Origin of the sequence: Lysinibacillus sp. YS11, assembly GCF_002896375.1 — a bacterium.
Classification (GTDB): domain Bacteria; phylum Bacillota; class Bacilli; order Bacillales_A; family Planococcaceae; genus Lysinibacillus; species Lysinibacillus capsici.
The window spans coordinates 2,740,583-2,760,220 of the sequence record NZ_CP026007.1 but is presented as its reverse complement, the minus strand read 5'-3'; the positions used below and the strand labels follow the sequence as shown (position 1 = coordinate 2,760,220).

The 19,638-nt window shown below is 38.5% G+C and carries 22 protein-coding genes; 17 read left to right on the top strand and 5 right to left on the bottom strand.

Going from position 1 to position 19,638, the window contains the following annotated elements:
* Nucleotides 1–4 precede the first annotated feature (4 nt).
* The 15 genes from LBYS11_RS13715 to LBYS11_RS13645 all read left to right on the top strand — a co-directional run bounded on the left by LBYS11_RS13715 (nt 5) and on the right by LBYS11_RS13645 (nt 13,655).
* Nucleotides 5–760, top strand: a complete 756-nt coding sequence (locus LBYS11_RS13715) for an SDR family NAD(P)-dependent oxidoreductase (protein WP_048392368.1) — start codon at nt 5–7, stop codon at nt 758–760.
* A 109-nt stretch (nt 761–869) separates the two neighbouring features.
* A complete protein-coding gene (locus LBYS11_RS13710; RefSeq protein ID WP_004231362.1) occupies nt 870–1,664 on the top strand; it encodes a MerR family transcriptional regulator in 795 nt (264 codons plus the stop codon).
* Between the two features lie 74 nt (nt 1,665–1,738).
* Nucleotides 1,739–2,545, top strand: a complete 807-nt coding sequence (locus LBYS11_RS13705; protein ID WP_004231364.1) for a CPBP family intramembrane glutamic endopeptidase — start codon at nt 1,739–1,741, stop codon at nt 2,543–2,545.
* 287 nt (nt 2,546–2,832) lie between these two features.
* Nucleotides 2,833–4,026 carry an argininosuccinate synthase gene (locus LBYS11_RS13700; RefSeq protein ID WP_004231366.1) on the top strand — a complete coding sequence of 398 codons (1,194 nt, stop codon included), beginning with the start codon at nt 2,833–2,835 and terminating at the stop codon, nt 4,024–4,026.
* A gap of 81 nt (nt 4,027–4,107) precedes the next feature.
* Nucleotides 4,108–5,487, top strand: a complete 1,380-nt coding sequence (gene argH / locus LBYS11_RS13695) for an argininosuccinate lyase (RefSeq protein ID WP_009370279.1) — start codon at nt 4,108–4,110, stop codon at nt 5,485–5,487.
* 202 nt (nt 5,488–5,689) lie between these two features.
* Nucleotides 5,690–6,067, top strand: coding sequence for a carboxymuconolactone decarboxylase family protein (locus LBYS11_RS13690; RefSeq protein ID WP_048392371.1), 378 nt, complete (start codon nt 5,690–5,692; stop codon nt 6,065–6,067).
* A 623-nt stretch (nt 6,068–6,690) separates the two neighbouring features.
* On the top strand, nt 6,691–7,068 hold the full coding sequence (locus LBYS11_RS13685; RefSeq protein ID WP_103118372.1) for a GntR family transcriptional regulator: 378 nt from the start codon (nt 6,691–6,693) through the stop codon (nt 7,066–7,068).
* 7 nt (nt 7,069–7,075) lie between these two features.
* Nucleotides 7,076–8,155, top strand: a complete 1,080-nt coding sequence (locus tag LBYS11_RS13680) for a DUF1648 domain-containing protein (RefSeq protein WP_103118371.1) — start codon at nt 7,076–7,078, stop codon at nt 8,153–8,155.
* A 13-nt stretch (nt 8,156–8,168) separates the two neighbouring features.
* Nucleotides 8,169–9,452 (top strand): alpha/beta hydrolase, encoded by a 1,284-nt coding sequence (locus LBYS11_RS13675; RefSeq protein ID WP_103118370.1) that lies wholly within the window; start codon nt 8,169–8,171, stop codon nt 9,450–9,452.
* A gap of 11 nt (nt 9,453–9,463) precedes the next feature.
* Nucleotides 9,464–9,778: a DUF3784 domain-containing protein gene (locus LBYS11_RS13670; RefSeq protein WP_054549218.1), complete on the top strand. Its 315-nt coding sequence runs from the start codon at nt 9,464–9,466 to the stop codon at nt 9,776–9,778.
* Between the two features lie 224 nt (nt 9,779–10,002).
* Nucleotides 10,003–11,190, top strand: a complete 1,188-nt coding sequence (locus tag LBYS11_RS13665) for a membrane protein (protein ID WP_048392374.1) — start codon at nt 10,003–10,005, stop codon at nt 11,188–11,190.
* 17 nt (nt 11,191–11,207) lie between these two features.
* Nucleotides 11,208–12,380: an amidohydrolase gene (locus tag LBYS11_RS13660; protein WP_048392375.1), complete on the top strand. Its 1,173-nt coding sequence runs from the start codon at nt 11,208–11,210 to the stop codon at nt 12,378–12,380.
* Nucleotides 12,381–12,517: 137 nt separating this feature from the next.
* On the top strand, nt 12,518–12,640 hold the full coding sequence (locus LBYS11_RS24140) for a YpzG family protein (protein ID WP_369823989.1): 123 nt from the start codon (nt 12,518–12,520) through the stop codon (nt 12,638–12,640).
* A gap of 119 nt (nt 12,641–12,759) precedes the next feature.
* Nucleotides 12,760–13,296, top strand: coding sequence for a hypothetical protein (locus LBYS11_RS13650; RefSeq protein ID WP_103118369.1), 537 nt, complete (start codon nt 12,760–12,762; stop codon nt 13,294–13,296).
* Nucleotides 13,297–13,316: 20 nt separating this feature from the next.
* On the top strand, nt 13,317–13,655 hold the full coding sequence (locus LBYS11_RS13645) for a cupin domain-containing protein (protein ID WP_103118368.1): 339 nt from the start codon (nt 13,317–13,319) through the stop codon (nt 13,653–13,655).
* Between the two features lie 30 nt (nt 13,656–13,685).
* On the opposite strand, the gene LBYS11_RS13640 is transcribed toward LBYS11_RS13645, so the two are convergent.
* The gene (locus LBYS11_RS13640) at nt 13,686–14,177 is read right to left on the bottom strand and encodes a GNAT family N-acetyltransferase (RefSeq protein ID WP_199768261.1); all 492 of its coding nucleotides are present in this window, start codon (nt 14,175–14,177) and stop codon (nt 13,686–13,688) included.
* A gap of 69 nt (nt 14,178–14,246) precedes the next feature.
* On the opposite strand from LBYS11_RS13640, the gene LBYS11_RS13635 reads away from it, so the two are divergent.
* Nucleotides 14,247–14,675 carry an NUDIX hydrolase gene (locus LBYS11_RS13635; protein WP_004231389.1) on the top strand — a complete coding sequence of 143 codons (429 nt, stop codon included), beginning with the start codon at nt 14,247–14,249 and terminating at the stop codon, nt 14,673–14,675.
* A gap of 52 nt (nt 14,676–14,727) precedes the next feature.
* Here the strand turns inward: LBYS11_RS13635 and LBYS11_RS13630 are convergent, their stop codons facing one another.
* From LBYS11_RS13630 to mscL, 3 genes are all read right to left on the bottom strand, one after another.
* Nucleotides 14,728–15,888 carry an aminotransferase class I/II-fold pyridoxal phosphate-dependent enzyme gene (locus tag LBYS11_RS13630; protein WP_103118366.1) on the bottom strand — a complete coding sequence of 387 codons (1,161 nt, stop codon included), beginning with the start codon at nt 15,886–15,888 and terminating at the stop codon, nt 14,728–14,730.
* Between the two features lie 3 nt (nt 15,889–15,891).
* Complete coding sequence (locus LBYS11_RS13625; RefSeq protein WP_026023403.1) at nt 15,892–17,007, bottom strand: methionine biosynthesis PLP-dependent protein; 1,116 nt, start codon at nt 17,005–17,007, stop codon at nt 15,892–15,894.
* Between the two features lie 453 nt (nt 17,008–17,460).
* Complete coding sequence (gene mscL / locus LBYS11_RS13620; RefSeq protein WP_009370295.1) at nt 17,461–17,850, bottom strand: large conductance mechanosensitive channel protein MscL; 390 nt, start codon at nt 17,848–17,850, stop codon at nt 17,461–17,463.
* A gap of 204 nt (nt 17,851–18,054) precedes the next feature.
* Here mscL and LBYS11_RS13615 point away from each other — a divergent pair, with 204 nt between their 5' ends.
* Nucleotides 18,055–18,753 carry a lytic transglycosylase domain-containing protein gene (locus tag LBYS11_RS13615; protein WP_016995260.1) on the top strand — a complete coding sequence of 233 codons (699 nt, stop codon included), beginning with the start codon at nt 18,055–18,057 and terminating at the stop codon, nt 18,751–18,753.
* 35 nt (nt 18,754–18,788) lie between these two features.
* Here LBYS11_RS13615 and LBYS11_RS13610 read toward each other — a convergent pair whose 3' ends face one another.
* The gene (locus tag LBYS11_RS13610; RefSeq protein WP_004231402.1) at nt 18,789–19,046 is read right to left on the bottom strand and encodes a GlsB/YeaQ/YmgE family stress response membrane protein; all 258 of its coding nucleotides are present in this window, start codon (nt 19,044–19,046) and stop codon (nt 18,789–18,791) included.
* Nucleotides 19,047–19,638: the final 592 nt, after the last annotated feature.

Sequence of the window (19,638 nt, the reverse complement as noted above, 5' to 3'; positions counted from 1 at the left end):
ATACATGAAACATCCTAACAAAACAATCTTTGTGACAGGAGCTACAAGTGGGGTTGGCTTAAAAATAACTGAATTACTAGTAGCTCAAGGGCATATCGTTTATGCCACAGGTCGCAATGCCGTTGCACTAAAGGTGCTAGAGCGTTTAGGTGCTCAAGTGATCCAAGCGGATTTAACCAATCTACATACACTTGATGATGTTTGTGCGCAGCTACCACCGATTGATGTAGCGATTCTTTCAGCAGGTGTAGGGAAGTTTGCTGTAGCCCCTGCTTTACAGGATGAGGATATTGCGCAAATGATCGAATTAAATGTTAGCGTACCCATTTATCTTGCCAAACGATTAGCCTCTAAGATGATAGAGCGCAAACAGGGCCATTTAATATTCATTGGTTCTCAGGCTGGGAAGGTGGCCACACCAAAAGCGAGTGTCTATGCTGCGACGAAACATGCTATTGTCGGTTTTACCAATGGATTGCGTATGGAATTAGCTCCGTACAATGTAAAAGTGACAGCCATCCATCCTGGTCCCATTGATACACCATTTTTAGATAAAGCCAATGATACAAGTGGCTACCGAGAATCCTTAGGGCGCTTTTTATTGTCAGCGGAGGAAGTAGCTCAAGAGACAGTGAAAACGATTGATCGTCCTGTTCGTGAGATTAATCTACCTAGAATTATGGGATTGTCGAGTAAATTGTATGCATTAGCCCCTGCGACCATTGAATGGCTAGGCAAATCATTTTTCCATAAGAAATAACAACATTTGAAACTGTAAACATGCTTCACGTGCATGTCTACGGTTTTTTCATATTTACATATAATTGTAGCTATAGTAGTAAAAAGAAAGAGTTGAAAAGGAGACATAGATGTATACAATTGGTCAAGTTGCAAAATTTCTAGGAGTTTCTAGAGATACCTTAAAATTTTATGAAGAAAAGGGGTTAGTAAAGCCCCAGCAAAATAGTGAAAATGGGTATAGAACATACAATCATTTTGATATATACGATATCACAACAATCAATTTTTATAGAGAAATTGATTTTGAAATCAAAAAGATTCAGGAATTGAGAAAAGGCAAGAGTATAGAGGGCATCCAATCATTGTTAGTAGAAAAAGAACAAGTAATGTTAGAGGAAATAGCTTATAAAAAGCTACAATTAAAAAAGCTCCAGCTTGTAAAAGAGGATTGTCAAAAAATTAGCCAATATCTAGGCACGTATACTATAAAGGAAATGAAACCATTAGAAATAATGGGCGTAATAGATCATTATACAGCCTATGATGAATATGATTCGCTAAAAGAAAATGCAGACAGTATAAAAAAAGCGGTAATTCTTACTTCTTTAAGAAGAGTTATTAGATTCGATGATAGCGGAATGCTCGAAAATAAATTTATGGTTGTCAGGAAAGTAGAAAATAGCGATCATCCAATTAAAGGTGAAGTTTTAGCGCATCCCAAATGTCTTTATACAGTTATTGAAGATGGGCGCTGGTCAACAGGTGGCAAAAATACAGACAATAAAGTAGAGGCTAGTATAAGAAAAGTAGCTAAGGAAAATGGCTATGAGCTTTTAGGGCTTGTTTATATCAACTTATTGCTTACCACTTATGAAGAAGGGCTTGAACGTATTTTTTTAGAAATGTATGTACCGATAAAATAAAGGCAAAATGGGTTTGACCTGTGAGCAACCCCTAGGTTTATGCTGAAGATATTCAGATGAAATGGGGGATCTACTTGCGTAGAAAAAAGAAATTAAAAAAACCAGTAGCAAGCTTTATTATTTTAACCAATATTATTTTTTGGCCACTTTTCTGTGTTGTAGGAGCCGTCAAGCTATTAGGCTATCCTACTTGGCTATTTGATACCGTACGCTGTCTATCGGCTTGGTCATCCACCTTTGCCTTTGCGTTACTATTTCCAAGAATCTATCCTGGGCAACGTTTTATACACTTTGTCAAACAAAAATTCAAAAACAAATTGTCACTTTCAGTAATTGTTTTAATCGTGATGATACAAACAGCTATCTTTATCATGATTTTGTTTCATATCATGAATAATTATGAAGAAACCTCTATTTTTACGCTGTCTTCATGGGGCATGCTCAGTTTTTATTTTGTTAAAACGCTTTTGTCAGGACCACTGGGTGAGGAGTTAGGATGGAGGGGCTTTGCACTGCTGGAGCTGCAAAAGAAGTATTCGCCATTAATAGCTTCAATTATCATAGGCTTTTGGTGGGGAATGTGGCATTTACCGATATGGCTTACAACAGGGTTTATGGGAATGGATTTGATCAAATATAGCTTCTTCTTTATGTTAACGATTATAGCTACAACCATCATCATGACAGTATTTTATACGATCAATCAGAATTTAATCATTCCTATTATTATTCATCAGCTCTTTAATTTTTTTATCGGCTCCATTAATGGAAACCTAATTGATTTAATTATGTATAATGCCATTTTATATTCGGCGGTGGCCGTTCTACTTATTTTGATTAATCCTAAAAAAGTATTGTATAAGATACAATCAGCCAAGTAACTAGAAAGAATCCAGTTTGTATCATGGATTCTTTTTTTCGTCCGTTGCTAAATTTATATAGTATACATTTATATATATAGTAAAAAAACGTTTTTTCGAGTGAATTGCCATGGATTTCTTGTCAACCTTATACAAGGAACGACTTACTTTTGACAATAAAAATAAAAGTCTATGAATTTATAAAAATACACTTGTATTTATTTTTATAACATGATACTATTCGTGTATAAACTTTTAAATGAATGTATAAACATACATATCGATAGAGCAATGGAGGCGCATTTTTAATGGCAAATAAAAAAGTAGTATTAGCTTATTCAGGTGGACTTGATACTTCGGTAGCAATTCCATGGTTAAAAGAACAAGGTTGGGACGTAATTGCAGTATGTCTTGACGTTGGCGAAGGGAAAGATCTTGAATTCGTAAAAAATAAAGCTCTTCAAGTAGGAGCGATTGAATCTTATATGGTGGATGCGAAAGACGAATTTGCTGAAGGGTATGCATTAATTTCTTTACAAGCACATACTTGGTATGAGCAAAAGTATCCATTAGTATCAGCACTTTCCCGTCCACTTATCTCGAAAAAACTAGTAGAGATTGCTAATCAAGTAGGCGCAGATGCTGTTGCGCATGGTTGCACAGGTAAAGGGAATGACCAAGTTCGTTTTGAAGTATCGATTAAAGCATTAAATCCAGATTTAGAGGTATTAGCACCAGTACGTGAGTGGGGCTGGAGCCGTGATGAGGAAATCGAATATGCAATGAAGCATAATGTACCGATTCCTGCAACATTGGATTCACCATTCTCAATCGACCAAAACCTATGGGGCCGTGCGAATGAAGCTGGCATCATGGAAGACCCATGGGTGTCACCACCAGAAGAAGCTTATGGCTTAACTGTTTCTGTTGAAAATGCACCGAATGAAGCAGAGTATGTGGAAATCGAGTTTGTAGCTGGTAAACCAGTAGCATTAAACGGAAAAGAAATGAAGCTTGCTGATTTAATTCAAGAATTAAATGCAGTAGCAGGTGCTCATGGTGTAGGACGTATCGATCACGTTGAAAATCGTTTAGTTGGTATTAAATCTCGTGAGGTTTATGAAATTCCAGGTGCAAAAGTGCTGTTAACAGCGCATAAAGAGCTTGAGGACTTAACGCTTGTAAAAGAATTAGCACACTTCAAGCCAGTAATCGAGAAAAAACTATCCGAATTAATTTACGACGGTCTATGGTTCTCACCATTACGTGATGCTCTGGAAGCATTCCTTGCGCAAACACAACAATATGTGAATGGTACAGTACGTGTGAAACTATTTAAAGGACATGCGATTGTAGAAGGACGTAAATCACCAAATTCATTATACAGTGAAAAGCTAGCAACATACTCGAAGGAAGATCAATTCAATCATGCTTCCGCTGTAGGCTTTATCGAGTTATGGGGTCTACCAACTGTAGTGAACTCATCTGTGAATAAAAAGTAATGTTGAACAAGCAAGGTGTGGTGAGGCATTTGTGCTTATACTACACCTTTTGATAAGTAATCGAGGAAAAGGTGAGCTGACATGACAAAACTTTGGGGTGGACGTTTCCAAAAATCAGCAGAAGCATGGGTAGACGAATTTGGCGCATCCATTGGCTTTGACCAGCAACTTGTGCTAGAGGACCTTGAAGGTAGTGTTGCACATGTCACAATGCTTGGTGCCACAGGAATTTTACCAGCAGCTGATGTAGAGGCCATACTAGGTGGTCTTGCCCAATTAAAAGATAAGGCAATCGCAGGTGAGCTTGAATTTAGCGTTGCCAATGAAGATATACACTTAAATTTAGAAAAAATGTTAATTGATTTAATAGGTCCTGTCGGTGGCAAACTACATACAGGACGTAGCCGAAATGACCAAGTAGCAACGGATATGCATCTTTTCTTGAAAAAGCGTGTGCAGGAAGCAATTGATTTAATTGTGACGTTCCAACAAACACTATTAGACAAAGCACAAGAGCATATTGAAACGATTGCACCAGGTTATACGCATCTACAACGTGCACAGCCAATCTCCTTTGCACACCATTTAATGGCTTATTTTTGGATGCTAGAGCGTGATAAACAACGTTTTACAGAATCCATAAAACGTATTGATATTTTACCTTTAGGTGCTGGGGCAATGGCAGGGACAACTTTCCCGATTGACCGTTTAAAATCAGCAGAGCTATTAGGGTTTAGCGAGGTTTACGCAAACTCCATGGATGCTGTAAGTGATCGTGATTTTATCGTGGAATTTTTAAGTCATTCCTCCTTACTTATGGCGCATTTATCACGCTTTGCTGAGGAAATTATTATCTGGTCTACAGATGAATTTAAATTTATCGAACTGGATGATGCCTTCTCAACAGGTTCTTCGATTATGCCACAAAAGAAAAACCCAGATATGGCAGAGCTTATTCGTGGTAAAACAGGGCGTGTTTATGGGAATCTAATGGGCTTATTAACGGTGTTAAAAGGCACACCATTAACATATAACAAAGATATGCAGGAGGACAAAGAGGGGATGTTTGACACTGTTCATACGATTCTTGGTTCACTTAAAATCTTTGAAGGTATGGTTCGTACAATGACTGTCAACACGGAACGCTTACATCAGGCTGTTCACGCTGATTTTTCAAATGCAACGGAGCTAGCAGATTACCTCGCTACAAAGGGGATGCCATTCCGTGAGGCACATGAGGTGACTGGTAAGCTTGTCTTTACATGTATTCAAAAGGGCATTTATTTATTAGACTTGCCATTGGAAGAAATGCAGCAAGAAAGTACGTTAATTGAAGCGGATATTTATGATGTACTAGCGCCAGAAGCTGCTGTTCGCCGCCGCCATTCCTTAGGTGGTACTGGCTTTGAACAAGTAAAAATCCAAATTGAAAAAGCGAAAGCCTGTCTTGTAGCCATTTAATTTTTGCGTGCATGTCCTTGTGACTTTTTGCATAGATATTCATTAAAGCTGTCCTGTGAGGCACTATGAAAACCTTTATCCTTTTTCACTGAGCCAGAGGGTGACGTGAAGAAGAGAACCTTACATATGTGAAGGACAATCCCCAATTCTGGAGACGCGGAATTGGGGTTTTTGTATAAGTAAATGTAGGAGGGATGAAGAAATGAATGAACGTTTTACAAAGGGGCTCGAAACAATTAAACAATATGTGACAGAAGAAGAAGCAGCACGGATGATTGAATCCGATGCATTAGCCGATATAGCACCCGATTTACGCAAAATGATTATTGAATTTGCTTACGGTGATGTCTATGCACGGCCTGGGCTGGATGCAAAGAGTCGAGCACTCGTCGTGATAACAGCGGTAGTTACACAAGGTGCTGCACCACAAACCAAAACGCATATTCAGCGTGGATTACATGCAGGCTTGACACAGACAGAAGTGGTCGAGGCACTTTTACAATTAGCACCCTACATCGGTTTTCCAAGAGTGCAAAATGCTTTAACGATAGCCCAACAACTCTTTGCAGAGAAAAGCTAAAGCATGTATAAAAAATAGAAGAAGGCTCATAATAAGAGAGGAACCACTTATTAATCTAATCTGATGGGGAGGATGCAGAATGAGTAGTAATAGTCAAACACCCAAAGACCAAGAATCTCAGGAAAGTCCGCCACAACTGTTGAAGGTTGAAGCTTCATAAATCTTAAGCCTAAAGGTGAAACAGAACATTCTGTTTTGCTATAGATTAAGAAGAAGTGTAAACCATATCAGTTAAAAATCAAATAGAAGCAATAAGTGTCCATGGATCCAGAATTATTCTGGGTCCTTTTTGTTTCTTATTTGGGGTCTAAGTACTCAAGATATCCGCTCTAAATGAAGTTCAAAGCGCTCCTAGGAAGGAGAACCCGCTCTAAATGAAGATTAAAGCGCTCCTAAGGAAGGGGGATCCGCTCTAAATGGAGTTCAAAGTGCTCCTAGGGGAGGAGAACCCGCTCTAAATGAAGTTTAAAGCACTACTAAGGGAAGGCTCCCGCACTTATTGTGAAAAAACCTCTACTCAACACCATAAAAAATTCCTTCATTTGACATTAAAGAAAATCTGTATTACTCTATACATAACAGATTTCTGTTTGGTTACAAGCAATACAGATTGGAGGGTTATTATGCAAATACAATTAGATCCAAACAGTGAATTGCAGCTATATAAACAATTGGCCAATCAAATAATAGAATGCATTGCGCAAGGTGTGCTGAAAAATGGTGATACTTTACCGTCTGTACGTTCGATGGCTACAGATCTAGGCATCAATGTTAGCACGGTCAGTAAAAGTTATCATGAGCTTGAAGAGAAGGGCTTAATTGAATTGAAGCCGAAAGCAAAAGCGGTCATTATTGGTGGTCAAAAGAGAGAGCTGGAAGAAACGGAGGTTGAAAAAGTCGAAAATGCCTTGAAGCCTATCATGGCGGAGGCTTTTGCGCGTGGCCTCGAGAAAGAGCAAATGACAAGTTTGTTCCAGCGAATTTTAAAACAATGGAAGTAGGGGTAGTATGCTTATAATTGTAGGCATCTTTATCATTGTCGGAATTATGGAAATGATGACACCACATTTAACAAGAAAAACACTTGTTTTTGGTGTTTCCATACCCGAACCTTATGTCAAACATCCACAATTAAAGCTGTGGAAGAAGCATTTTAGCCAAATCATCGCAGGGGTTGCTGGCTTATTCTTAGTAGGTCAAATCGCTCTCTATCTTTCACCTATACAAGAGGAGAAGGTATCTTTAATTTCCTTTATCCTTTTGTATGTCATGCTCCTTTTATCATCAGGTCTCTACATGAGCTATCATGCTAAAACAAAAAAATTAAAGGTGCAGGAGCAGTGGGAGGCACAAATAAAAACAGTATATGTGACAGATTTGTCTATCCGTCAGAAAGAGGAAACATTATCACCTATATTTTTTAGTGTACCCATTATCATCACACTTGCATTAATCGCTTTTACGTACATGAACTATGAGTCAATCCCTGAGGTTTTCGCAACACATTGGAATGGGGTAGGAGAGGTCGATGGTTGGACTCAAAAATCGCGGCTCTCAGTCATCAGTATGCCACTTATATTATTGGCAATACAAATTAGTTTTTTCATGATGAGTCAAGGCATGAAAAGTGCCAAAATTCAATTAAGTGCACAGGCCAAAGAAGCATCCATTCATCGGGAGTTAACTCAGCGGAAATACGGAAGCTGGTACCTGGCAGCCATTAATTTTAGTATGACAATTCTATTTGTTGTTTTACACTATACAACTGTTATTTTACAAGATCAAACGGCTCCCTACTTCTTCCCACTTTTTCTTGTCTTCAATGTCGTTACGTTTGGTGGTTTACTAGTGTTCATTTGGAAGCTCAGTAAAAGTAATGAACGTTTTGATGAGGTACATACAAATGAAACAGCTGCCACAGATGATCAATACTGGAAATGGGGTATTTTTTATTGCAATAAAAATGATCCATCCTTATTAGTGCCTAAAAAGTTCGGGATTGGTTGGACTGTAAATTTCGCGAACAAATGGTGTTACATCTTAATAGCGATTACGTTACTGCCAATTTTATTGGTGATTTTCATATAGAAAGGAAGATTAGATGAAAAAATGGTTATTGATTTGCTGTACAATTTTACTTTTAGCTGCCTGTGGGCAAAAAGAGGTCACTGCACAACATCAAGGAACAAAGGGGACAAATGCAATGAATGAACAGTTTATTGGAAAATGGGAAGGAACTATTGAAACGCCAAATGGACCATTACCGATTATTATCGATTTAAAGAAGGAAAGTGGTACATTATCCGTGCCAGCACAGGGCTTATCTAATTTTCCATTTCAAAGTGTGACGTATATAGGTGATAAAGTAAAAGTGTCCATAAATTTAAACGGCTCTGCTATTGCCATTAATGGCACAATCAAAAATGAACAAATAGAGGCTACATTTCAACAAAATGGTGGGAAATTTCCTTTAATACTAAAGGCTTATAAAGAGCAACCTGTTACCTATGACACATTAAAAATTCCCGTTCAAAACGGTAACTTAACGGTAGCTGTACAAAAGGCTTCTCCATCACCATCACCAGTGGCACTGATAATAGCAGGATCGGGGCCAACTGATAAAGATGGTAATTCCGCTTTGGCTGGAAAAAATAATAGCTTGAAAATGTTGGCCGAAGGTTTAGCACAACAGGGCATTGCGACGGTGCGTTATGATAAGCGAGGACTTGGTGACAATCAAGCGCTCTTAACAAAGGAAGAGGATGGAACGTTTGACCAATACGTTGATGATGCTGTACAAATTATCCAAACATTGATGGCTGATAAAGCCTACACAAGTGTCCATGTGATTGGTCATAGCGAAGGCTCACTCATTGGTTTGCTCGCGGCTCAAAAGACAGGCGTAGCATCCCTTGTCTCCATTGCCGGTGCAGGTAGATCGTTAGATGAAGTGCTTTTAGAGCAATTAAAAGGTCAATTAGCACCAAAGCTTTTTAATGAATCCACGAATATTTTGACAGCTTTAAAGCAAGGGGAGCAAGTGAAAAATATTTCGCCAGAGCTACAGGCCCTTTTCCGTCCATCTGTACAGCCTTTCCTGATTTCCTTGCTAAAATATCAACCTGCTAATGAGCTTGCAAAAGTAAAAAGCCGTGTATTGCTAGTACAAGGAACAACGGATTTACAAGTGAAGGAAGCCGATGCTGAGGCATTGAAGAAAGGCAAACAAGACTCAAAATTACTTTATCTAGCGGGTATGAATCACGTATTGAAAAAGGCACCGGCAGATCGCGCCAAAAACTTAGCAACCTATGCAGACCCTTCGCTGCCACTGCATGAAGAATTACTACCAGCAATTGAGCAATTTATTAAAAATGAAAAGTAGGATGATTAACCTTGGGAGTACTTGTCTATTTAATAATCATGCTGCCGTTTCTCATCTTCGCCATTGTTCTATCGCAAGGTAAAGGAGCTTTTCTACTTGAAGGCTTTCATACGATGGCACAGGAAGATAAAGAACAATATGATGAAAAGGCACTGGCAAGATTTATGGGAAAAATGATGTATGGCTACTGTTTTTGTGTCCTTTTATGGATACTAAACGAATTTTTCCATACACAATGGTTATTTCATGTAGGTCTTGTACTTTTTGTCGCCCTTACGATATTTTTATTGATCTATGCGAACACAGGTAATCGTTTCAAAAAATAGCATGTAAGAAAAAGTAGAACCATTTTATAATGGTTCTATTTTTTTGTAAGCGCTTTATGAAAATTCTTTAAAATCTAAATATTTGGAAAACCGTAATTTTAATGTCACGAATATGCTCGTTCATGCGCTGTTTTTCTCCTTTTCTGTAAAAATAGAATTTTAAGAATAATTAGTATTATTATAGATGACATTAAAAAATTACTAAGTTAGGAGAATTCTTTGATATGTCGCAAATGTTAGCACTGACGATAGTACTTGCTATTCTTTACATCGGAGATATCGTAGCAACAAGAACGAAGGCGTGGATTCCATCTGTGTTCGTCTGTGCGGTATTATTTTTAATTGGCTATTGGACATTCTTCCCGAAAGATATTGTTAGTATTGCCGGGATTGGTCCAGTCGTTGCCACGATGTTAATGTATTTATTAATTACGAATATGGGTACACTTCTGTCCCTTAAGGAATTGAAAAACCAGTGGAAAGCCATCGTTATTTCTTTAGCTGGTATTGTAGGCATCATCGCCATATTATTTACAATTGGTGCCTTGCTATTTGATTTAAAAACGATGATTGTTGCAGTTCCACCATTAGTCGGTGGTGTTGTGGCAGCGCTAGTGATGTCAGAAGGCGCTTCTGCAGCTGGCTTAGAGGATTTAGCCGTCTTTGCCATTGTAATTTATGTTATTCAAGGTTTTGCAGGATATCCCATCACGTCCATTGTATTGAAGCGTGAAGCAAAACGTTTATTAAAAGAACATCAGCAAGGGAATATACAATCGGTAACACAGGTAGAGGAAGATGTTGAACAGGCATCTGAGCAACCAAAATTATTTAGGAAAATTCCTACCAAGTACAATACAGAATACTTTAAATTTTTCCGTTTAGCGCTTGTTGGATTATTAGCGTATGGTACATCTACAGCATTAGCACCTGTTGTGACAGTCAATGCGTTAGTGCTATGCCTAGTGTTTGGTGTCCTTGCATCGACATTTGGTTTTTTAGAAAGACAACCATTGCAAAAAGCAAATGGCTTCGGTTTTGCCATTATGGGGTTAATGCTCTTTATATTTGATGGCTTAAAACAGGCTTCCCCTGAAATGCTGATGCGTATTATTGTGCCATTAGTAGTGTCTATTGTCTTAGCAGTCATTGGTATGTATATTTTCTCTTTCATCGCAGGAAAAGTTTTAAAGGTCAGCCCGAATTTAGCGTTTGCTGTATCCTTAACAGCGCTCTATGGGTTCCCAGCAGATTATATTTTAACGAATGAAGTAGTGAAATCGTCCACAGCCGATCAAAAAGAACGAGAAATGCTGTTAAGTCATATGTTACCACCGATGCTTGTGGGAGGTTTCATTAGTGTAACGATAACATCTGTGATTTTAGCGGGTATTTTTGTCAATTGGCTATAAAGAAGGAGAGAGTCAGCATGAATAAAATGAAAGAAATTATTGCGGAATTAAATAGTGAGCTTGTGGCAATTCGTCAAAAATTGCACAGTGAGCCAGAGCTTTCTTGGGAAGAATATGAAACAACGAATTATGTAGCAGCATATTTAGAGAACCTTGGTATTCCGTATAGACGAACAGAGCCAACAGGCATTATTGCGGAGTTAAAAGGGGGCAAGGAAGGAAAAACCGTTGCCTTACGTGCAGATATGGATGCATTATCAGTTTATGAAATACGAGAAGATATTCCGTATCGCTCTAAAACGGATGGTAAGATGCATGCCTGTGGTCATGATGCGCATACAGCCATGTTGCTGATTGCAGCTAAGACATTACATACGGTACAAGAAGAAATTGAGGGAACAGTTCGTTTTATTTTCCAGCCAGCGGAAGAAGTAGCTACAGGCGCAAAAGCGATGGTAGAGCAAGGAGCAATGAAAGGTGTAGATAACGTCTTTGGTATTCATATTTGGTCACAAATTGACACAGGGAAAATTCAGTGTAATAAAGGTCCTGCCTTTGCCTCTGCTGATATTTTCAAAGTGCGCTTTAAAGGGCAGGGCGGTCATGCCGCAGTCCCACATGATGCCATTGATGCCGTGATGATTGCTTCAACGTTTGCTTTGAATGTCCAAACAGTTGTGGCACGTACAGTCAATCCACTTCAACCTGCCGTTCTTACAATTGGAAAAATGGAGGTTGGCACACGCTTTAATGTAATTGCAGAAGATGCCATTTTAGAAGGGACTGTGCGTTGTTTTGATAAAGAGGTTCGTTCACATATCGAAACGCAAATTCGTCATTATGCTGACCAGATTGCCTCACTTTATGGTGGCACAGCAGAGGTCGTTTATGAATATGGTACACAAGCCGTCAACAATGATGTGGCGAGTGCCAGCTTAGTCGAGCGCCTTGCAGCTGAACATTTTGGCGCGGATGCTTATCATATTGATGATCCGACAATGGGTGGAGAAGACTTTAGCTTTTACTTAGATGAAGTACCTGGCTGTTTTGCTCTAGTAGGCTCAGGCAATACAGAAAAGGATACACGCTGGGCACATCATAACGGCCATTTTAATATCGATGAAGATGGTTTGCGCGTTGGAGCCGAATTATATGTACAATATGCGTTAACTTGGTTAAGCGAAAACTAATAAAGTGAAGTAACTAAGCTTCTTATGAAATTAGTATAAATTCACCTTAGCTGGTCATAATAAAGAAGATTTCACTTATGAAATCTATAATGATGAGGAGGATGAAAAATGAGTAGGTTCGAACAACTAGACCCCAAATCTCAAAAATCCACCGCAACTGGTCAAGGATTAAGCGATCAAAATCGCAAGTAAATGGTGAAACGGAGATTACTCTCCATAACCGTCTCTTGCGAAGTGAAGCAAAGGCCCGTCAGTTTTAATCATGCTAGAAAAGTAAGTGTCATCAAGCCCAGAAAAAATTCTGGGTTTTTCTTTATGACTAAGAAAGATGTATTATATTGTAAGGAAGTAATTTCTAACAGAAAAGGAGAGGAAAGCTATGATTAATCCTATTCCCATTTATCTACAGCAATTTGCAGGAAACGTCCAAATTATAGATAACGTTGAATCCCAGTTTCAGCTTCATTCTAGTGCAGGCAATGAACAATTTGAAATTTGGTATTACGGTGATTTGCTAATGATTGAAGGGGAGGAAATGCCTTATATTACAGGCTCAACCGCTAGAATCGTTGCTAAAGATCCTTTATCCGCCGAGGAAATTTTGCTCTTTGATGCGACTCTACATGGTTATAATGCGCTATTTTGTGAGGCGTATACAGAGAATCACCGTGACAACCGTCCTCTAGAAAAATATAATTTACCCGAAACAAAAGTCGTATTATCATTTTTCTATAACATCGACTATGACGGAGAAATAGACGACTATGAGGTAGATGAACAAGAAAATGTTCAACTTATAAATGGAGAAACCACTAACTGGGAAACGATTAAAAGAAATGGCTATGATGCATTTGCTTTTTATTTTAAAAAAGAAGATGGAACACTTTTAGCATTTGCTGAAGAAGAACTAGCCTAATAGGAAGGGATTTTCGCGAAATGCAACTCATACAATTTACACAAGATTTAGCAAATCCAATTCATCAATACCAATCCATCGATACATTTTATAGAAAAATCACGAAAACGGAAGTACCTACGACGATCGGTTTCATCTATATTGAGCAAGGCGGTGTGGTTGGTTTGCATGACGCCCCCATTCCACAGCTTTTTATCGTTATTAATGGAGAGGGATGGATTAGTGGTGAAGATGGTGAAAAAATCACGATAAAAACAGGACAGGGAGTACTATGGCATCAAGGACAGGCACATGAATCTGGTAGTATAACGGGCTTAACAGCACTTGTTATCCAAGCGGAGCAGATAAATCTTACATAAATAAAAGTGTAACGGTAGTTGCAAGAACCGTTACACTTTTTCATATTGTTTAACCAATTTAACTGTTTTAAGTAGATGGCCATCAAATTGTTCATCAAATTCTTCTATTGCTACAAATCCCTTTGCTTGATAAAAATGCATACCAAGTTTATTTTCTTTCTCTACACAAACAAATAAAGACGATAGATTTGGGAGCATGCGTAGTCCTTCCTGTAAAAGTGCAGTACCCACGCCCATACCATGCATATCAGGATGTAAATAAATCGCATGTAGCTCCGCCTCACCTTGTGTTACATTTGAAAAATTAGCAAAGCCTACTAGCCATTCATCAAAAATTGCAACGAGAAACGGACTATTGATAAGACGTTCGATTAATCGTTCTCGACTATAAGCTAGTTGTAAAAAACGATCTTGAATGTCACGTGGAATGATTCCTTCGTATGTATGATGCCAGCTTATTCTAGCAATTTCTTGTACAAAAGTAATGTCATTTTCTTGCATCTGTCGTATAATAAGTGTCAACACTTTTCACCTGCTATTCCAATTTTTCTCTTTATTGTAACATTCAATCATTCAAAGGGGGTCACTTTCATGCAAGTAATTGAAAAAGCTTTTGGCTATATCACGAGAACGCATGAGGATCAATTACAGGTACTCGTATTTGAACAGAATTCAGTTGGGGCAGGTATCCAGGTGCCCAAAGGTACGGTTGAGGAAGGGGAAACACCTTTAGATGCTGTGAAACGTGAAATGCTAGAAGAAACAGGTCTAACCACACTTGTCGTTCAAGCGCTAATAGCACAGGACTATTTTAATCATCCATCAGGTGTTTTACAGAAACGGTATTTTTATCATTTAACATCCGATGAAACACGGGATGCATGGCAACATCATCCAACAGGCTTAAACGAAGGGGATTTAATCTTTTCTTTCTATTGGATTTCAGCTGAGCAAGATGCCCTGCTAGCAAAGGGGCATGGCGATTATTTATACCGATTGTTAGCAAAGGTGAGAAATTGAACCTATTATAATAAAACCGCGTCAATTGGACGCGGTTTTTATGTTGATTCAATTAAGCCTTGGCAGCAATCTCTAGGGCTTGTGCAAAATCAGCAATTAAATCATCAACATGCTCAAGTCCTACAGAAAAACGTAGAAGACCATCTGTGATGCCTCGTTTAGCACGCTCTTCAGGCTCCATAGCAGCATGACTCATTTTTGCAGGGTAAGAAAGAATAGATTCTACTCCTCCAAGAGAGACCGCAAATACTGGAATTGTCATCGCCTCAACCAATGCCTTTGCAGCTGTATAGCTTGGTAGTCGGAAGGATAAAACGGCCCCAGGACTTGTGCTTTGACGTTGATGAATAGCGTAGCCAGGGTGTGAAGCAAGCCCTGGATAGTAGACCTGCTCAACTAGTGGATTGCTAGCCAAATAAACAGCAATTTTTTGTGCAGATTCAGCAGAACGACTAAAACGTACATCTGTTGTTTTGATGTTTTGTAGTAGTGTGAATGAATCCTGTACACCTAAAATATTACCGAATGAATTTTGGATAAAGTAGAGATCCTGACCTAGCTTTTCATCGGCAGTAACCGTTAAGCCAGCAATAATATCAGAATGTCCAGATAAAAACTTCGTTGCACTATGAATGACGACATCTACACCAAGTTCTAGTGGGCGTTGGTGTAACGGTGTCATAAAAGTATTATCCAAGAATGTAAGGCAGTGGTGTTGCTTGGCAAGCGCCACTACACCACGAATATCTGTAATGCCTAACGTTGGATTTGATGGTGTTTCCATATAAAGTAGTTTTGTAGCTGGCGTGATTGCTGCTTCTACAGCTGCTAGATCCGTAAAATCTACAAATGTATGGGAAATCCCAAAGCGCGGCAACACCTTTGTTACAAAACGATAGGTTCCACCATAAACATCCTCAGTCATGACGATATGATCTCCCTGCGATAACAGCATTAATGCTGCTGATACGGCAGCGATACCAGATGAAAATGCATGGGCACGAACGCCTCCCTCAAGCTCTGCTACAGCTTTTTCTAACGCATCTCTTGTAGGGTTGCCTGAACGAGCATAATCATATTCTCCAAATTCATCTATACTTTCTTGATGGAAAGTAGAGGACAGATACATCGGGACGTTAACAGCCCCTTTTTTATTACTATAGCCATCACGAACACCTGCGTGAATGAGGTTTGTTTCAATACGTTGCTTCATCAATTACGCCTCTTTTCTAAGGATATCAAACACTTGTCGTAAGTCTGCAATTAAATCTTCTGCTTCCTCAATGCCAACAGAGAAGCGTAATAAACGATCACAAACGCCACGCTCCACACGCTCTTCATAAGGCATATCTGCATGTGTTTGTGTAGCAGGATACGTAATAAAGCTTTCGACACCGCCAAGACTTTCAGCAAAAGTAATTAACTTTAAGTTACGAAGGAATGGGTCAATCCACTCAGGCTTTTGCAAGCGGAATGACAGCATGCCACCTTTTCCAGTATAAAGGACATCGGTCACTAACTCTTCTTCCTCTAAGTAAGCAGCAATCGCCTTCGCATTGGCATCATGTTGCTTTAAGCGTAGATGCATTGTTTTTAGACCACGAATAAGTAACCATGAATCCATAGCTCCTAACACCATGCCACTACCATTATGAATAAAGCCAATGCGTTCGGCTAATTCTGTGCCTTTAGCAACCACTAGCCCAGCTAAAACATCATTATGACCACCAATATACTTCGTTGCAGAATGAAGCACAATATCTGCGCCTAATTCAATAGGGCGTTGGAAGTAAGGCGTATAAAAAGTATTATCCACAATTAACCATGCCCCATGCTTATGTGCTAACTCCGCATACACTTGTAAATCAAACTCCTGCATAAGTGGATTTGTTGGTGTTTCAATAAATATTGCACGTGTATTTTCATTCATTAATGCTTCCACCTGTTCAACCGATTCAAATTTTGAATAAACAGGCTTAATATTATAAGTATCTTGGAAGAAATTAAAAAGTCTATATGTACCACCATATAAATCATCTGGCACGACTAATTCATCGCCTGGTTTAAATAGGGATAACACCAATTGAATGGCAGCCATCCCGGAACTACAGGCAAAGCCCATATCGCCACCCTCTAAATCAGCAATTCCTGCTTCTAAAAGAGCACGTGTTGGATTTTTTGTACGTGTATAGTCAAAACCAGTAGATTCACCAATCCCAGTATGTTTATAAGCAGTCGATAAATGAATGGGTGGGCTTACAGCTCCTGTTGCTGGGTCACTTAAATTACCAAGTTGTACAAGCTTTGTTTCAATACTTCTGTTTAATGTCATGACGTCACTCTTTTCTCCAATATTATTAAAAGCAACAACTTTTGCTTTCAATTTAATAGTATTCTCAATAATTGTTACCAATTTAACATGGATACTAAAGAAGAACAAGTTGATTTCTGAAAATTAGCTAGATTATTTATAGTTAATCACCTAGGAATAGTAGGAGATTCTAGAATAAAGATAGAGCTAAAGAGAGGATAGTTTCAAGTTAGCAGATACAAGATAGAAAGTAGCGGATAGAACGTGAAAAGTGATGGATAGAGCAGACAAAGTGGGGGATAGGTTTTGAAGTAGCGGTTAGAACGTGAAAAGTAGCGGATACAACGCGAAAAGTGGTGGATAGAGCAGACAAAGTAAGGGATAGGTTTGAAGTAGCGGTTAGAATACAAGTAAAGGAAACAAAATAAAAACATCTGCCTCCTTTAAATGAGAGACAGATGCTTTAACAACATGTTAGGCTTGTTCTTTTTTTAGCAAGTCGCGAATTTCTTTGAGAAGCTCTTCTTTGGCATCGAGTTCAGGTGCCGGTTCTTCCACGACTGCTTCTTCTTTTTTACGTGTGAGCTTTGTCATAATTCGTAAGGCCATAAAAATGGCAAATGCTATGATTAAAAAATCAATGATGGATTGTAGAAATACACCAAAATTGATTTGGGCTTCACCTGAGCCAAAAACAAAACTCTTTGTTAAATCAATACCACCTGTTAAAACACCGACTAATGGCATGATGATATTTTCAACTAAGGAGGTAACAATTTTACCGAAAGCACCACCAATGACTACTGCTACTGCTAGATCGACAATATTGCCTTTCATCGCAAATTCTTTAAAGTCTTTCCACAAAATAAATTCCTCCCTATTATTATCCAATAAACGAATCAATCTGTATTTTACTATATTTTTAGCAAACCTTTCAACTGCTTTCATGGTGGAAATGATGTACTTTCATAGATGTGGAAGACTTCATTCTTTCAAAATGAAAAGATATACTGCACATTACGGAAAATTTGGTAATATAGAAAAAGAATACTAGATTAGGTGTGACGTATGGCAAAGAAAAAGAATAACAAACCTCTGTTATCACCCGCGACAAAATTGGGTATGATAGCATTATTGATTCCAATTGCAATTACCGTGTATGTTCTCACATTTTTTGCTTGGAAGGAGCTTCAAACATTACCGATATTCGAAAAGCTTGTCCAGCAAAAGGCAATTGAGGAGATTCAACAGCATTTCGATATGAAAATTCCTGAGCAATACATTCCCGTTTATGTAGCTGCAGAAGAAAAATATGGTGTACCCTGGACATTACTTGCTGCGCATCATCGTATTGAAACACGGTTTTCTACGGTAAAATCAATGGTATCATCTGCTGGGGCAGAGGGGCATATGCAATTCATGCCCTGTACATTCGTTGGCTGGCAGCATCCCACATGCTCAGGTTTGGGAAAAGGAAGCATCACAAAAACTGAATTGATGAGTCCTGAGACGATTGCTAAATATGGAGGATATGGCGTTGACGCAAATGGGGATGGAATAGCTGATCCCTATGATATTGAGGATGCAGTATTTAGTGCTGCGAATTACTTATCCAAATACGGTGCTGCGACAGGGAATATTAAGAAAGCTGTTTACCAATACAACCATAGCGAGAAATATGTTGAGGATGTGTTATATTACTACCAGTTGTATGATGATTTTCACGATGAGCTCCAAGCAGCTGTTCTCTTACATGAAAAAAAATAAAGAGCCATCACATTGGATGGCTCTTCATTACATATTTAAGTTGCTTTACGCATACCTTTTAAAATAAGGCTGACGATAAAGATCAACACGATGGCACCGATTAGTGCTGGGAACACGTAGAAATCACTTACTCTCCAGCCCCAGTTCCCTAAAACCATACTACCAATCCAAGAACCGACAATCCCTGCAATAATATTCCCGATGATGCCGCCTGGTACATCTTTACCTAAAATGACGCCAGCTAGCCATCCAAGAATTCCTCCAATAATTAAATACCAAATGAAACTAATCATTACTTTCATCTCCTTAAATTTAAGATATAATGGCGATTACTTAGTTATACCCTGAATGGAGTAGATTAAACACTGTGATTTTGTTTAGTAATTATTACATGTTGTAAATAAGGCTGTAGACAAGTGAATGCAGCTCCTTTGCTGTGCTCACTTTATAGCTAATCCACCTGCATAAACTACCGTGAAAATGTCCACATTAACTACAATTACTTCTATATTGTACATACACCGATTATCGCTTACTTCTATAGTATGTTCATGTATTCAATTCGTACCAGAAATGCATGCAACGCCCAATCGCCAGTAACAATAAAAAACAGCCATTTAACTAAATTATTTACTACAATAACCTTTTCATTCGTGAAAAAATACATTATTTTTTATTGAAACAGAATGTCAATTCTATGTGCGATTCCTTATTTCTTTGGGAGAGTTTTTTGTGTAGAAAAAGAAAAATGGGTAAATTTCCACTTTTTAATAGTTTGAAAATTCTGTATAAAGGGATTATAATGTAGAAAAGGAGCGTGGTCATATGAATATGGCTGTTATGAAACGTTTAAATCGTCAAGGCTTTTTAATTGCTGGTTTGCAT